Here is a 15637-nt window from a genome sequence, read left to right on the forward strand (position 1 = left end):
TTATTTTCCTTGTGCCCTTTCGATCTCATTAACTACATCTTCTACATTTTTTAATTCTGATAATTTTTCGTCATCAAGCTCTATATCAAATTCTTCTTCTACGTCCATCACTATTTCTAGTAAACGTACTGAGTCTGCTTGTAAATCTTCTACAAATCTTGTTTTTTCGTCTATATCATCTCTGTTAAATTCGTTTTTCAACCCTTCAACAACTTTTTCATAAATTTCTTTATTCATTAGTTAACTCCTTTTTTAATTTATCCGTAACATCTTCTTCAATAAATTTTATCAAAGTTAAAATACCAGACATAATAGCATTCCTATTTGATGAACCATGAGCTTTAAATACAGGCTTTTTAGTTCCTAAAAATGGTGCTGAACCTACACTGTTATAATCAATTCCCGAACTCATTGATTTTATCATTGGAATAATAGTTTGTTGTGATTTTTCATCAAGCTTAGATAATTTTGATTTAGCTATTGTTTTTATAAACTCAACAGATCCTTCTATTGTTTTTAAAAGAATATTTCCTGAAAAACCATCAGTCACCACAACATCAAAATCACCTTTTAATACATCTCTCGCTTCAACATTTCCTTTGAAGTAAGGATAATTTGATAATTTTTGGTATGTTTCTAGCCTTAATGAATCTCCCTTATGTTCTTCGACTCCTATGTTTAATAAGCCTACTTTGCAATCTTCTTTTCCTAAAATATTTTTGGAATAAACATATCCCATTTTTGCAAATTGTTCTAATAAGTCAGATGTCACATCAACATTTGCGCCTACATCTAATACCACTACTTCACCCTTTAAGCTAGGTATTATTACCATTAAACAAGGTCTAGATACATTATCAAGCCTTTTCGTTATTAGAGTAGCCCCCGTCAACAAAGCTCCTGTAGATCCTGTCGATAAAAATCCATCGTAATCTTCGTTTAGTAAATCAAAACATTTCCTCATACTTGAATCTTTTTTGGATCTTATTGCTTTTGTTGGAGATTCATTATTTTCAATAGTTTCTGTAGCATTTACAAAATCTATTTTATCTTCGAATCTATTATTTACAATTTTTTTGTTTTCTTCTTCATTTCCTACTATTGTCAAGTTAAAATTTTTTTGTTCAAGGGCCATTATAGCTCCTTCTATTAATTCTGATGCTCCCTTATCGGAACCCAAAGTATCTAATAAAATTTTCATACTTCACCTCTAGTATATTCTATCACAATATTGTATGTTATAACATCAAACAAATAAAAAAGCCGCTTAATATTAATTAAACGGCTCTCTTTTGATTAGTTTTGTTCTGAATTATCTACAACTTGTTTTCCATCATAATGCCCACATTCTTTACATACTCTGTGAGGTAATTTTGGAGATCCACAATTAGGACATGTAGTTATAGTAACTCTTGGTAATTTATACGAAGAAGCTCTTCTTTTATCTCTTCTAGTTTTAGAAGTTTTTCTCTTTGGTACTGCCATGCTACACCTCCTTAAGGACTTCAGTCCTTAAAATTTATACAAACAACGTAGTTAATTATAATATAATAATGTTAAGTTGTCAATAAAAATATTATTATTTTGCTAGTTCTAAAGTGTCTCTAGCAATCATTAATTCTTCATTAGTTGGAACAACATAAACTTTAACTTTTGAATCATCAGCTGATATTAAAGCTTCTTCACGAGTGTTGTTCTTTTCTAGATCTAATTTAACGCCTAATTCTTCAAATGTATCTAAGATATCTTTTCTCATTGATGAAGAATTTTCTCCGATACCACCAGCGAAGCAAATTGCATCAACGTGACCTAATTCAGCCATATATCCACCAATATATCTCTTTACTCTTTCAATAAACATATCAAGTGCTAATTGAGCTCTATCATTTCCTTTTTCAGCTTCTTCTTCTAAGTCTCTAAAGTCTGAACTAATTCCAGAAACTCCTAATACACCAGATTTTTTATTTAAAATTTGGTTCATTTCATCAGCTGAATATCCTTTTTCGTTCATTAAGAATGTCATTACTGTTGGATCCAAATCTCCACTTCTAGTTCCCATTAAAAGACCTTCCAATGGTGTAAGTCCCATTGATGTATCATAGCATTTTCCATTTTTAACAGCTGCTATAGATGAACCATTACCTAAGTGAACTGTTATAATGTTAATATCTTCTTTGCCTAATAATTGTTGAGTTCTTAAAGTAATATATCTGTGGCTTGTTCCGTGGAATCCGAATTTTCTTAATCTGTAATCTTCATAGTATTCGTAAGGAATAGCATACATGAATGTTTTAGCTGGCATTGTTTGATGGAATGCAGTATCAAATACAGCTATATTTTTCTTTCCAGGAGCTAATTTTTCACAGGCTTCAATTCCCATTAAGTTAGCTGGATTGTGAAGTGGTCCAAATTTGATAAATTCTCTGATCTTGTCTTTTACTTTGTCGTCAATAATGCAAGATTCAGTTAATTTGTCACCGCCGTGTAGTACTCTGTGACCAATAGCAGAAACTTCATCTAAGCTCTTTATAACACCATATTTTTCGTCTAATAAAGCATCGAAAACATGGTTAATAGCTTCAGTGTGATCTTTCATTGGTTCTTCTACTACTAATTTTTCCCCATTAACTTTATGAGTTAATTTAGAACCTTCGATTCCAATTCTTTCTACTAATCCTTTACATAATACACTTTCATCAGTCATATCAAATAATTGATATTTTAATGAAGAACTACCACAATTGATTACTAATACTTTCATTTTTTCCTCCTAATTTTTACCTAATTTACTTTCTTTTCCATGAATCAGTCTATTTATATTTGATCTATGCTTAAATAATGAAATTATTCCGAGCAAAATATAAATTAAACCAATGTAAAAGTCTTTTCTGATGTAAATTAATCCATATATAACAGCTGAAATACATCCCAATACACTTCCTAATGAAACATACTTGGTCATAAGTACAACTATTAAAAACAATATTAATAAAATTAAAACTTGTAAAGGTTGAGCAAACAATAATACACCAAAAGATGTAGCGATGCCTTTGCCACCTTTAAAATTATATAAAACTGGTAATATATGTCCTATTACACACAAAAGCCCACATATTAGTATACCTAAACTTCCATAAAATTTAAAGCCTAAATACGCACACAATAATCCTTTGAAAAAATCTATCAAAAATGTTGCTAAACCAACCTTTACTCCATACACTCTCAAAGCGTTAGTTGCTCCTGCGTTTTTACTTCCATAGTTTCTTATATCTTGTTTGTAAACCAACTTTGAAATAGCAATAGATCCACTAATATTACCTATAAAATAACATACTATACCAAGGATTATTAAATATAAATAATTCACTATTTTCCCCTAGTCTTAAATTCAAATTGCAATGGAACACCTTCAAAGCTGAAGTTTTCTCTTAGTTGATTTTCGATATATCTTTGGTACGAAAAATGCATCAAATCATTTCTGTTGATAAACACCAAAAATTTCGGTGGTCTAGCTTCTATCTGAGTAATATAAAAGATTTTCAAGCGAACACCTTTATCTGATGGTGGCGGATTTAATAATACAGCCTTTGATATTACATCATTCAAAACACCTGTACTGATTCGCATAGAATAATTATTATCTACTTTTTCGATTTCAGTAAACAAAGTATCGATTCTTTTATTTTCTTTTACACTAATAAAAACAATAGGTACATACATTACAAATCCTAACTTTGTTCGTATATCTTTTTTGAAATCATTCATAGTGTTGGTTTGTTTTTCAACAAGATCCCACTTATTCACAAGAATAATCATAGCTTTACCTTGGTCATGGGCATACCCTAATATTTTAGTATCTTGTTCACTGACACCTTCAGTAGCATCTATCATTAGAACGCAAATATCAGACCTATCAATAGCTGACAAAGTCCTGACAACAGAGTATCTTTCAACTTCTGTATCAATTTTTTTTCTTTTTCTTAGACCTGCTGTATCTATGAATACATACTCATTTCCTTTGTAATTAATCTTGGAATCTATTGCATCTCTTGTCGTACCTGCAATATCAGTAACTATCATTCTTTCTTCGTTTAATAAGTTGTTGATTAAAGAACTTTTACCAACATTCGGTTTTCCAATCAGACAAACTTTCGTAATATCATCATCAGATTCTGTATTTGAATTATCATCAAATTTAGACACCACAGCTTCAAGTAAATCTCCAAGTCCCATTGAATTAGAAGCACTTATTGGAAATATTTCATAAAATCCTAGATTGTAAAAGTCATAAACATTGTCTTGTTGTTTGATATGGTCAATTTTATTTACAACTAAAATTACGCTCTTTTTTGTTCTTCTAAGCATATCTGCAACTTCCATATCAATTGGAGTTATGCCTTGTTTACCATCTACCATGAACAAAATTACATCTGCAGTTTCAATAGCAAGTTCAGTTTGTTTTTTTATATTTTTAGTAATAATCTCATTACTTTTTGGTTCCAAACCACCCGTGTCTACGACTGTAAAATATTTATTTTGCCACTCAGCTTCCATGTACAATCTGTCTCTTGTAACACCTGGATCATCTTGAGTTATGGCGATTCTTTTTTTAATTAATTTATTGAACAATGTAGATTTTCCTACATTAGCTCTTCCTACAATAGCAACAACTGGTTTTGCCATGTTATCACCTCATTTCTCTATAAATGATACCATAAAATGTGTCAAATATACAATAATTCATCAAAAAATAAAGCTAATACTAAACATTAGTCTAGTATTAGCTTGAAATTTTATCTATTGATTGGGAATTGTTTCATCAATTCAACAACATCATTTTTGATTTCTTCAGCAGGTCTGCGTTTCTTTAATGCATCTATCATAAATTCAGCAACTTTTGTAGCTTCTGCTTCTTTCAAACCTCTAGTTGTAATAGCTGGAGTACCAATTCTTATACCACTAGTTACAAATGGTGTTTCAGGATCGTTTGGAATAGTATTCTTATTAGTTGTAATATTAACTTCACTCAATACATTTTCAGCTTCTTTACCTGTCATACCGAAGCTTCTGCAGTCGATTAATAATAAGTGATTGTCTGTACCACCAGAAACTAATCTTACATCATTATCTAAGAAAACTTTTTCCATTGCTTTTGCATTCTTCAAAATTTGATGAGTGTATTCTTTGAATTCAGGTTGTAAATCTTCTTTAAAGCATACTGCTTTTGCTGCGATAATGTGTTCTAATGGACCACCTTGGAATCCTGGGAACACTGATTTATCTAGTAATTTTTTATGTTCTTCTTTGCAAAGAATAGCTCCACCTCTTGGTCCTCTTAATGTCTTGTGTGTAGTTGTTGTTACAAAATCTGCATAAGGAACTGGGCTTGGATGATCCCCTGTAGCTACTAATCCAGCAATATGAGCCATGTCTACCATTAAATAAGCGCCAACTTCATCTGCAATTTCTCTGAATTTTTTGAAATCTATAATTCTTGGATAAGCTGATGCACCAGCTACGATTAATTTTGGTTTATGCTTTAAAGCTAGCTCACGAACGTTTTCATAGTCGATAGTTCCAGTTTCAGGATCTACCCCGTAATCTACGAAGTTATAGAATTTACCAGACATATTTACTGGTGATCCGTGAGTTAAGTGTCCACCTTCTGTTAATCTCATACCCAATACTGTGTCACCAGGTTTTAACACTGCAACATATACAGCAATATTAGCATTGGCACCGCAATGAGGTTGAACGTTAGCATGATCTGCGTTAAATAATTTTTTTAATCTATCTATAGCTAATTGTTCTATTTTATCAACATGTTCACAACCGCCATAATATCTTTTACCAGGATATCCTTCAGCATATTTGTTAGTTAATTCAGTTCCCATAGTTTCAAGTACTGCTTTTGAAACAAAGTTTTCTGAAGCTATCAATTCAATATGTTCTTCTTGTCTTTTGATTTCATCATTAAGATATCCGAAAACCTCTGGATCAAAATTCTCTAAATTTTGTCTACAATTATTCATACAAACCTCCAATTATTTTCGTGATATGAACTAAGTCCTTATCAACAAATTTTTTATCTATAAATTTTACAATTATATAGCCAATTAGTAATCCTACTAGCCCTATACCGAAAGATGCTAATTCAAAATTTCCTATCTTATTTTCTAAAATAGAATAAGATGATATAAGAGCAATTAGGAAAAATGTTAAAGGCACTAGATACAGCAACGCAGTATATTTAAGCATAGAAGAATCGTCACCAGAAATTTGGACTCTATCTCCTACCTTTGCACTTATATAATTTGCACATTCGATAACTTGTGTTTGATGTTCACAACCCGAACATTTGCTGCAGCCTTCGCCACCACATGCACCTTTTCTAGTAATTAGAACAGATGCTTTGGTAGATTCAGTTTTTATAACCATTCCTTCTTTTGCCATAAAAATTTACCTCAATTCTTGAATAACGTACGATGCAATCATTAGTCCAACACATGAAGGGACAAAGCTAATGCTTGCTGGAGCGTTTCTGCCATTTGCAGATAAAACTTCTCCCGACCTTTTTTCATCGGACCAAATGCATGTAAGCTTGTTAACGTTTCTTCTTTTTAGCTCTTTTCTCATTACTTTAGCCATTGGACAAGTGTGGGTCTTTTTAATATCCGTAATTCTAAAAAGAAAAGGATTTAGTTTTGATCCAGCACCCATAGAACTTATTAATTTAATATCGTTTTTATAACAGTACTCAGCCAAATCTAGCTTTGCTGATATTAAGTCAATAGCGTCTATAACATAATTATAATCTTTAAGATTGAAAAAATCAACAGTAGATTTATCAAACTTTTCCCTAAACTTAATAACTTTGCAATTGGGATTAATTTTATGAATTCTTTTTTCAAATTCATCCACTTTATAATTTCCAACAGTATCTTCCAAAGCAATAATTTGACGATTGATGTTTGTTATATCTATCGTATCATAATCTACTATTGCTAATGTTCCTACTCCACATCTAGCCAAAGCTTCTATAACAAAACCTCCAACTCCGCCGCAGCCAATCACAGCTACTTTGGAGTTTATGATATTTTCGAGGTCATTTTCACCTATTAGAAGTTTTGTTCTTTCAAATCTTTTGTCCATACTAATCTAATTTAATGTGAATTTCTTTAAGTTGTTTTTCGTCAACATTTGTTGGAGCACCAGTTAATAAGTCTGTAGCAGATTGTGTCTTAGGGAATGCTATAACATCTTTTATATTATCAGTTCCAACTAATAGCATCATAAGTCTGTCCATACCGTAAGCTAATCCACCGTGTGGAGGTGTTCCATAGTTAAAAGCTTCGACAAAGAAACCAAATTTATTTTCAATCATTTCTTCAGTTAATTCTAGTGCTTCGAACATTTTCTTTTGCAAATCAGAATTGTTAATTCTAATTGAACCACCGCCGATTTCGTCTCCATTACATACAATATCGTAAGCCTTAGCTCTTACTTTTTCCTTGTCAGTTAATAAATATTGAATGTCTTCTTCTTTTGGCATTGTAAATGGATGATGCATTGCTACAAATCTATTTTCTTCTTCGTCATATTCAAACAATGGAAAATCAACTATCCATACAAATTCAAAGGTATCATTGTCAACCAAATTCATGTCTCTTGCAATTTTATTTCTTAATGCACTTAATCCATTAAATACAACATCATTTTTATCTGCTAAGATAAATATCAATGCATTTTCTTCTTCTTTTGTAAATTCAATTATTGAGTTCATTTCTTCATCAGATAAGAATTTTTTAATTGAAGATTGAATTTCTCCATCGTGAACTCTAATCCAACTTAATCCTTTAGCACCGTATTCTTTTACAAATTTTTCTAATTTGTCAATTTTCTTACGTGAGTATTCACTTTCGTAATTTCCTATATTGATGCATCTAACGCTCTTATTCTTTTCATTACAGCTTGAAAATACTTTGAATTCTGAATCTTTTACTAATTCAGTAATATTCTTCAATTCAAATCCAAATCTCAAATCAGGCTTGTCGCATCCATATCTTTCCATTGCTTCTGAGTAAGTCATTCTTTTAATAGGAGTTGGAATATCAATTCCTCTGATTTCTTTGAAAAGTTTTTTTATCAAGCCTTCATTAATTGTCATTACATCTTCTTGATCCACAAAACTCATTTCCATGTCCACTTGTGTGAATTCTGGCTGTCTATTTGCTCTTAAATCTTCATCTCTAAAGCATTTTACAATTTGATAGTATCTGTCCATTCCACTTATCATAAGAAGTTGCTTCATTAATTGTGGCGATTGTGGTAGTGCGTAAAAGCTATGTTCATTTACTCTACTAGCTACTAAATAATCTCTGGCTCCTTCTGGAGTGGGCTTTCCTAAGAATGGAGTTTCAATTTCATAAAATCCATTTTCATCTAAATATTCACGAATTAATTTATTAGTTTTGGCTCTTAGTTTTAGATTATTTTGTAATTTAGGTTTTCTTAAATCCAAATATCTATATTTTAATCTAACAGCTTCTTGTGCATTATCATCATCTTTAATGTAAATTGGAGGAACGTTAGCTGTATCCAAAACAATTAGTTCATTGGCTATAACTTCAATTTCTCCAGTAGGAATGTTATTGTTTTTTGATTCTCTTTCTCTAACATCACCTTTTACACACAAAACATATTCACTTTTTACATCTTTTGCTTTATCAAAAATCTCTTTGTTATCGTCTTTTATAGCTATTTGAGTTATTCCTGTATTATCTCTCAAATCTATAAATATAAGAGATCCTAAGTTTCTTTCTTTTTGAACCCATCCCATAAGAATGACTTCTTTGTTTACATCACTTAATCTCAACTCCCCACACATGTGAGTACGTCTAAGATTTCCCATACTATTCATAAAAACCTCCTAAAATAAAAAAAACTCGTCCTTATGATAAGGGACGAGATAAATCGCGGTACCACCCTAATTAGGTAAACCTCACTTTAATTTATAACGCTATTAAGCGGAAAATTCGACTCAAAAATGTCTGCAATTACTATGAATAATAAGTCACACCAACCCTTATCTCTCTGAAAATCAATCATAATGCGCTCTTTTTATCTTTGTCTTTACAATAAAAATTATATTCAAAAAACTTTGAATTGTCAAACTATCTATTTTTTCTTCTATTTTTGTAAAAAGCTATGATTTCGTTTAGCTCATCAACTTTTAATATTATGATACAACTTAAATAACTAATTCCGGCAACAACTATCGACATCATTAGAGATAATGTATTTGAGAATCTTATATTTGTAGTTTTAAATGTAATATATGATAGAGCTCCCATTATCAAAGACGATATTAACATTTTAAAAATATTTACAAAAGATGATTTTGTCGAACTAAAATCCCCAATTTTTTTGTGCAATCTAATTATTATCATTGCTGCTCCAATAAGATTTGCAAAACTAGTTGCTACTGCTAATCCAACTAAACCTAAAATTCTTGATAAAATTATATTTCCTATAATATTTATCACAACCATTATTACAGAATTAATCGTAGGAGTTTTTGTATCATTCATGGCATAAAATGATTTCGACAAAATATCTCTGATAGCTGTTCCTATAATTCCAAGAGCATAGAAGAACATGCAAACTGATGTCATGTCAACATCATTCATCGTAAATGCTCCCCTAAAAAATAACATCTTTGTAATTGGATACGATAAAACCAAAAGTCCTATTGTGGCCGGAATTACTAAAATACAAATCATAGACATTGATTTCATGATGCTATCTTTCATTTTATTCAAATCATTTGCGATAAAATTTCTTGATAATTCAGGATATACAATAACTGAAATATTCGCTATGACAATTCCCGTTACAAATTCAATCAATCGCGATGCATAATTTAAAATAGGTATACCATTAGCTGAAACTGTTGAAGCTATCGATTTATCAACCATAACATTGATTTGATTAACTGACACTCCTAAAATTATTGGTATGGACAATAATACAATCATTTTTACATTTTTATCAGAAAAATCTAGAATCTTATGATACTTAAATTTTTTTCTTTTTGTTATAAATACGTATGGCAAATATTGAAGTGCATTTCCCAATAGCAATCCTATCCCAACTATCATATTATTATCGTATTTATTGGAAATTACAAGAGCTAGAATTATAAAGAAATTCATTATAAACCCTTGTAGATTTTGAACCACAAAGTGATTATTTGCATTCAAATAACCTTTGAATACACAAGACATTATGGATGGTATCATTGACAGTAAAGTCAATCGCATAAATTTAATAGTTAATTCTTTTGTGTATCCAGTAAACCCAGGCGCAAAAATCTTAATTACCGATGGTGTAAAAATTTCAAGCAATACTATTAATGCTAAAATTATAATAACTACTATATTATTAATATTTGATGTAAATATATCTCCTTCTTCTTTCCCTTTTTCATGTACAATTTTATTGTATATTGGAATAAAAGATGTAGAAATCCCTGCTGAAAACAAGCTTACTATTGTAATTGGAAGTATTTGCGAAACTAAAAAAGCATTAGCAACTGGACCATTCGTTGGAAAAAAATAAGCTAGTGTAGTTTCTCTTACCAATCCCAAGACTTTCGATAGTAGCGTGATGATCATAAGTAAAATTGCAGTCTTTTTCATAAGTATCTCCTGTTTATATTTAAAAAATTTGTTGATTGTGATATTATTTATACTATAGATAATAACACAGGTCTAACGATAATTAAAGGTGATAATATGAATATAAGATTATTGATAAAAAAATTGGATAAATTTGTGGACTCATCAGATATAAAAATTTTAAATGATATTAATAATATTTCTTTAAATTCTATTTCTGATCAAAAAAACACCTTATCCATTATTGAATACGACAAAAATATTGTGTGTCCTAAAAACTCTAATATTCTCTTTTTGAAATCTCAAGATAAATTTTTAGAAAATGAAAATTCAAATATTATTTATTCCAGAGAAGAAGATATTTTTAAAGTTTACGACATTGTAAATGGATTTTTACGCGAAAATTCCGAGTTCTATAATAGAATTCACAATACAATTTCAAACCGTGAGGCCGTTAATAATTTGCTTTTAATCATAAAAGATTATTTCGATGTAAATGTGTGTCTTTTGAACTCAAACAAAAAGTTGTTACTAAATACATTTGATTTCTCAACTATCAAAAAGATTTATCCATTGGAGATAAAAAAGAAAAGCTTGAGTAAATTATATGGATATCTTGCCTTTGAAACTATTGAAGATGAATATGATTTCGAATTTAAAAAAATTTCCAAGATAATTTCAACATACATTTATAACAACGTAAATGGCCTGATAAATTCAAAAGAAGACATATATAGCACTATTAAGAATTTGATTTCTGGAAATATTACTGATAAAGACGAAGAAAATATTGCAAATATAGGTTGGAAAACGGATGACAATTACGATATTAATGTAATTAAAATTGAAGGTGGGTTATTTAAATACCAAGACATGTTCTCACATGGAAATAGGTTTGTGTTGGATTATCCAATGTATATGTATTCTGTGTTGCAAGAAGGATATCTTGTCTTATTAACTAATAATAAAATTAAAGATGTATCATCAGTAAAGACAAATCTAAACTTTTTCATTGAAAAATACGATTTAAAAAGTATTAAATTATCACTAAAAAACAATTTATTCAATTTAAAAAAAGCTTATGATTTATCTAGAAGAATTTTAGAGAACAATATCGAATTAACTGAAAACATAAACGATAATTGCTGCAAGATAATTTATGATTTGATGTGCTTAGATTCCGAAATCGAAATCTTGGTTCCTGAATTTATTTACAAGCTTAAATATGACGATATAAATAACGGTACAGACCTTCTTAGAACATTATACTTTTACCTTGTAGAAGAACGATCACTAATCAAAGCATCTCAAAGGTTGAATGTTCACAGAAACTCCATTGTTTACAGAATAAATAAAATCAATGAATTAGTTGATATTAATTTAGATAATTATAAAGCAAGAAAAAACATAATAAGCGCGTTGGAAATAATTGACAGATTAGACAATACTCTAAAAATAACAGAAGAAGACATTTAATTGTCTTCTTCTATTTTTTGTAATAATTGCATTGCCATATTAAATATATCTTCGTGCACATCGTCATACGAAACTAATGTCGATAATGTATCCTGTGCTTGTTCTACCCTATTACAATTAAGCTCAATTACTGCTTTATTGTACAGTAAAATTTCATTATCCGTATGAATTTTTAATCCTCTATTTAAAACTTGAATCGATTTATCAAAATCATATTCATTAAAGTAAGCTACAGACATATCGTTGTACAAATCAACGTGATTAAATCCCATATTTTCTGATTTTTCAAAATATTCTATAGCTTTATCTAATTCATTCATGTTTAAGTAACATTTGCCCATTAAATAAACAATTCTAGAATTCTTTTCAAGTTTTTCGAAAATTTCAAGGGCTTTTTGTGGTTTTGAGTTGATTAAAGTTGTCGCAAAATCCAAATCTCTTAATGGCTTTATATCATCCATTAGACGTTCAACTTCATTAATTACAATTAACACTCTTTTTTCATCGTAATCGTTAGGTAGAGTTGCCATTTTATGTGTATTTTTTAAATAATCATAAGCTTTTATATAATTGTGATTTAATAATTCTAAGTTCGCAAGTTCCACATAATTTAAGAAAAAGTCTGGATAATTTGCAACATTTTCATTTAGAACTCTGAATGCTTCTTCTATAAAAATACTAGAATTAAACTCATCTTCAAGAGCCATTAACCTCAAACAATACGCATAGTAATAGGCATTATCCGGGATATCAGATTTTAATATATCATTTGTTCTAAAATAAATAACAGCTTCTTTTGGATTAGAAATTTTTTCAACTCCCATAGATATTATTGATTTTTCAATTTCAGGAAATATATTGTACATAATATCTGTGTAATTAACACAGTATTTGAATGTTCTGTCATAAGCTATGTTATAAATCATACCTTTAATTATTAATTCCAAATCAAAGTTTTTGACGAAATCATTATTCTTTACTCCGTCTAATAAATCTTTTTCTAAAACAGGTAGTGGTATGTCTTTATCAATATAATCATTTGATTCTAATAAATTCACATATACCAACTGATTCATAAATTTACTGAAATATTCATCAATCTTATTTATCATTTACTTTTCCCCCGTTTCTAAAATTCTGTACAAATTAGCCCTATACAACATGAATAAAGAAATGAACATCAAGAGTAATCCAAATTTTATGATTGACACAATTTCATTTGACATTATAAAGTCTTCAAATGTGTAATTCTTCATAATCAAATTATACAAAATTGCAAAAATCGCAACATTAGGTATATTCCATGTTAAAAAATTTTTAAAATTAAATTTTAATGATGTGCAAATCGATTTATAAAATTCTTCGTCAATCATGTAAAGTGTCTCCACTAAAGGATTAAATATTAATAAAAGAACAATTACTGCTCCCTCGTATTTTTTTAAGAAAAAATACAACAACAATAAAATTCCTCCATTAAAAGCGACCTTTAACATTAATTTGGGAATAGTAATTGGTTCTATTTGATAGTTATCTCTTGTATGAACCGAAATACTAAGCATATTTAAAAGGATACTCAACAGAAATGTAACCAAAACCGCTATTATCACGTTTGATATTTCTTTAGATACAGATAATCTAAACAAAATATTATTAGACATATTTAACGATAATTTTATTACAATCATTGATGAAAAAATCAATGGAAAATATTTAATTGTATGTGCGGTTCTTGTAAAAGAATTTTTGATTATTTCTATAAATGAGTCCATTATTCTCCCTACATTCTAACTGGTGCTTCAATTCCTAACAAGCTCAAAGATAATTTCAAGCATTTGTTAACAGAATAAGTTAAATACAATCTTTGATATTTTAGTTCATCTTCTGCAGTGTTGATTGGACAATTTGCATAAAATTTATTGAAAAGTTTAGCTAATTCTACTGTATAACGCGTCAAGAAAGAAGGTTCATATTTCTCAGTTGCATTTAATAAAACTTCATCAAATTTTGCTAAGTGTTTTACAATATCTATTTCTGTTTCATCAACTAGTAAGTCAAATTTGCTATTTTCTTTTATTCCAAATCCTCCCTTGTCTAGTATCGAACAACTTCTTGCAAAAGTATATTGTGTATATGGGCCAGTTTCACCATCAAAATTTAAAACTTGATCCCAATCAAAAGTATAATCTTTTATTCTGTTGTTAAATAAATCTTGGAATATTACAGCTCCAACACCAACTTGTTTTGCAACTTCTTCTTTGTGTTCAAGATTTGGGTTTCTTTCTTCAATAATAGATTTTGTTTTATCTATAGCTCTATTTAAAACATCTTCTAGGAAAATAACTTTACCTTCTCTTGTTTTCATAGATCCATCTTTCATGCTAACCATACCAAAAGAAACATGTTCGCAATCATTCCACCAATCAAATCCCATTTTTTTCAAAACGGCTCTTAATTGTTCAAAATGAAGTTTTTGTTGACTAGCAACAACGTATACATTTTTATAAAAATCGTAAGTTTTTTTACGATACATTGCAGTAGCAATATCTCTTGTTAAGTATGTTGAAGACCCATTTGATTTTTTTATTAAAACAGGTGGTAAGTTTTCATCATCCAAATTGATAATCATTGCTCCATCGGATTCTTCGAGTAAGTTTTTCTTATCTATAGCTTCAAGTGCATCGCCAATAAATTGTGAATGGAATGATTCGCCATTAAAATTGTCAAACTCAACTCCTAGTAAATCATAAACTCTTTGGAATTCTTTTAGAGAAATTTCTCTAAACCATGACCATAATTTTACAGCTGTAGGATCTTTTTTTTCTAATTTATCGAACCAATCGCGTGCCTCATCCATGTAAGTTTCATCTTCTTTTGCGACTTTATTGTACTTTACATAAAGGTTTAAAAGTTCTTTAATTGGATCGGCATTTATTTTATCTTCGTCACCCCATTTTAAATAAGCTGATATCATCATACCAAATTGAGTTCCATAATCACCAATGTAATTAACACCTGTTGTATTAAACCCTTGATAATTCATTATGTTTCTGATGGCATTTCCTATTACAGTGGAGCGTAAATGTCCAATATGAAATGGCTTTGCTATATTTGTAGATGAAAAGTCAAACACAACATTTTTCCCAACGCCGATATGACTACTTCCAAAATCATCTTTAACAGCTTCTGTTAAAACACTTTCTACTAATTTTGAATTATCTACAAAAAAGTTTACATAAGGACCTACATTTGCAATTTTTTTGATATTTTCATTGTTAAATTCTTTTTTTGCTAATTCTTCTGCGATTAAATTAGGTGCTTTTCTGAAAGTTTTTGCTAATTTAAATACAGGAAACGCGTAATCTCCCATTTCACTATTTGGTGGTATTTCGATTAAATCTGATATTTCTTCTTCAGTTAATCCAGTGTCAAATCCTAGTATTATTTTTTTTACTTCGTCTTTAAAATTTATCATTTTAATCCCC

At 29.5% G+C, this 15637-nt stretch carries 15 protein-coding genes and 1 other annotated feature; of the genes, 1 reads left to right on the plus strand and 14 read right to left on the minus strand.

From position 1 onward, the window contains the following. The 11 genes from ACU68Y_RS01915 to murJ all read right to left on the minus strand — a co-directional run bounded on the left by ACU68Y_RS01915 (nucleotide 1) and on the right by murJ (nucleotide 10700). Nucleotides 1-237, minus strand: coding sequence for an acyl carrier protein (locus tag ACU68Y_RS01915; protein ID WP_002837912.1), 237 nt, complete (start codon nucleotides 235-237; stop codon nucleotides 1-3). Beyond that, nucleotides 230-1201 (minus strand): phosphate acyltransferase PlsX, encoded by a 972-nt coding sequence (gene plsX / locus ACU68Y_RS01920; RefSeq protein WP_446755278.1) that lies wholly within the window; start codon nucleotides 1199-1201, stop codon nucleotides 230-232. Before plsX ends, ACU68Y_RS01915 begins: the two co-directional genes overlap by 8 nt. A 95-nt stretch (nucleotides 1202-1296) precedes the next feature. Continuing rightward, nucleotides 1297-1485, minus strand: coding sequence for a 50S ribosomal protein L32 (gene rpmF / locus ACU68Y_RS01925; protein WP_002837903.1), 189 nt, complete (start codon nucleotides 1483-1485; stop codon nucleotides 1297-1299). Between the two features lie 94 nt (nucleotides 1486-1579). Beyond that, nucleotides 1580-2761, minus strand: a complete 1182-nt coding sequence (locus ACU68Y_RS01930) for an acetate/propionate family kinase (protein ID WP_002837914.1) — start codon at nucleotides 2759-2761, stop codon at nucleotides 1580-1582. A gap of 9 nt (nucleotides 2762-2770) precedes the next feature. Next, the gene (gene plsY, locus ACU68Y_RS01935; RefSeq protein ID WP_094225679.1) at nucleotides 2771-3367 is read right to left on the minus strand and encodes a glycerol-3-phosphate 1-O-acyltransferase PlsY; all 597 of its coding nucleotides are present in this window, start codon (nucleotides 3365-3367) and stop codon (nucleotides 2771-2773) included. Further along, nucleotides 3367-4683: a ribosome biogenesis GTPase Der gene (der, locus tag ACU68Y_RS01940; protein WP_002837923.1), complete on the minus strand. Its 1317-nt coding sequence runs from the start codon at nucleotides 4681-4683 to the stop codon at nucleotides 3367-3369. The genes plsY and der overlap by 1 nt, the downstream gene beginning before the upstream one ends. A 110-nt stretch (nucleotides 4684-4793) precedes the next feature. Next, nucleotides 4794-6032 carry a serine hydroxymethyltransferase gene (locus ACU68Y_RS01945; protein WP_012290667.1) on the minus strand — a complete coding sequence of 413 codons (1239 nt, stop codon included), beginning with the start codon at nucleotides 6030-6032 and terminating at the stop codon, nucleotides 4794-4796. Then, a complete protein-coding gene (locus ACU68Y_RS01950; protein WP_002837908.1) occupies nucleotides 6025-6453 on the minus strand; it encodes a SoxR reducing system RseC family protein in 429 nt (142 codons plus the stop codon). Before ACU68Y_RS01950 ends, ACU68Y_RS01945 begins: the two co-directional genes overlap by 8 nt. A 6-nt stretch (nucleotides 6454-6459) precedes the next feature. Then, nucleotides 6460-7152 carry a tRNA threonylcarbamoyladenosine dehydratase gene (locus ACU68Y_RS01955; RefSeq protein ID WP_012290668.1) on the minus strand — a complete coding sequence of 231 codons (693 nt, stop codon included), beginning with the start codon at nucleotides 7150-7152 and terminating at the stop codon, nucleotides 6460-6462. A gap of 1 nt (nucleotide 7153) precedes the next feature. Next, nucleotides 7154-8920, minus strand: coding sequence for an aspartate--tRNA ligase (aspS, locus tag ACU68Y_RS01960; protein ID WP_446755279.1), 1767 nt, complete (start codon nucleotides 8918-8920; stop codon nucleotides 7154-7156). A 36-nt stretch (nucleotides 8921-8956) separates the two neighbouring features. Next, nucleotides 8957-9136: a binding site (T-box leader), on the minus strand. 37 nt (nucleotides 9137-9173) lie between these two features. Next, nucleotides 9174-10700 carry a murein biosynthesis integral membrane protein MurJ gene (gene murJ / locus ACU68Y_RS01965; protein WP_012290670.1) on the minus strand — a complete coding sequence of 509 codons (1527 nt, stop codon included), beginning with the start codon at nucleotides 10698-10700 and terminating at the stop codon, nucleotides 9174-9176. Nucleotides 10701-10796: 96 nt separating this feature from the next. On the opposite strand from murJ, the gene ACU68Y_RS01970 reads away from it, so the two are divergent. Next, complete coding sequence (locus tag ACU68Y_RS01970) at nucleotides 10797-12155, plus strand: helix-turn-helix domain-containing protein (RefSeq protein ID WP_060790521.1); 1359 nt, start codon at nucleotides 10797-10799, stop codon at nucleotides 12153-12155. Here the strand turns inward: ACU68Y_RS01970 and ACU68Y_RS01975 are convergent. Genes ACU68Y_RS01975 through argS form a run of 3 tightly spaced genes read right to left on the minus strand, consistent with a single transcriptional unit; the run spans nucleotide 12152 to nucleotide 15627 of the window. Next, nucleotides 12152-13267 (minus strand): tetratricopeptide repeat protein, encoded by a 1116-nt coding sequence (locus ACU68Y_RS01975; protein WP_446755281.1) that lies wholly within the window; start codon nucleotides 13265-13267, stop codon nucleotides 12152-12154. The two genes, ACU68Y_RS01970 and ACU68Y_RS01975, sit on opposite strands and share 4 nt — an antisense overlap. Beyond that, the gene (locus tag ACU68Y_RS01980) at nucleotides 13268-13924 is read right to left on the minus strand and encodes a hypothetical protein (protein WP_446755282.1); all 657 of its coding nucleotides are present in this window, start codon (nucleotides 13922-13924) and stop codon (nucleotides 13268-13270) included. Nucleotides 13925-13932: 8 nt separating this feature from the next. Beyond that, nucleotides 13933-15627 carry an arginine--tRNA ligase gene (gene argS, locus ACU68Y_RS01985; RefSeq protein WP_446755283.1) on the minus strand — a complete coding sequence of 565 codons (1695 nt, stop codon included), beginning with the start codon at nucleotides 15625-15627 and terminating at the stop codon, nucleotides 13933-13935. Between the last annotated feature and the right edge of the window lie 10 nt (nucleotides 15628-15637).

Source organism: Finegoldia sp. P1-F-LS (assembly GCF_052932205.1).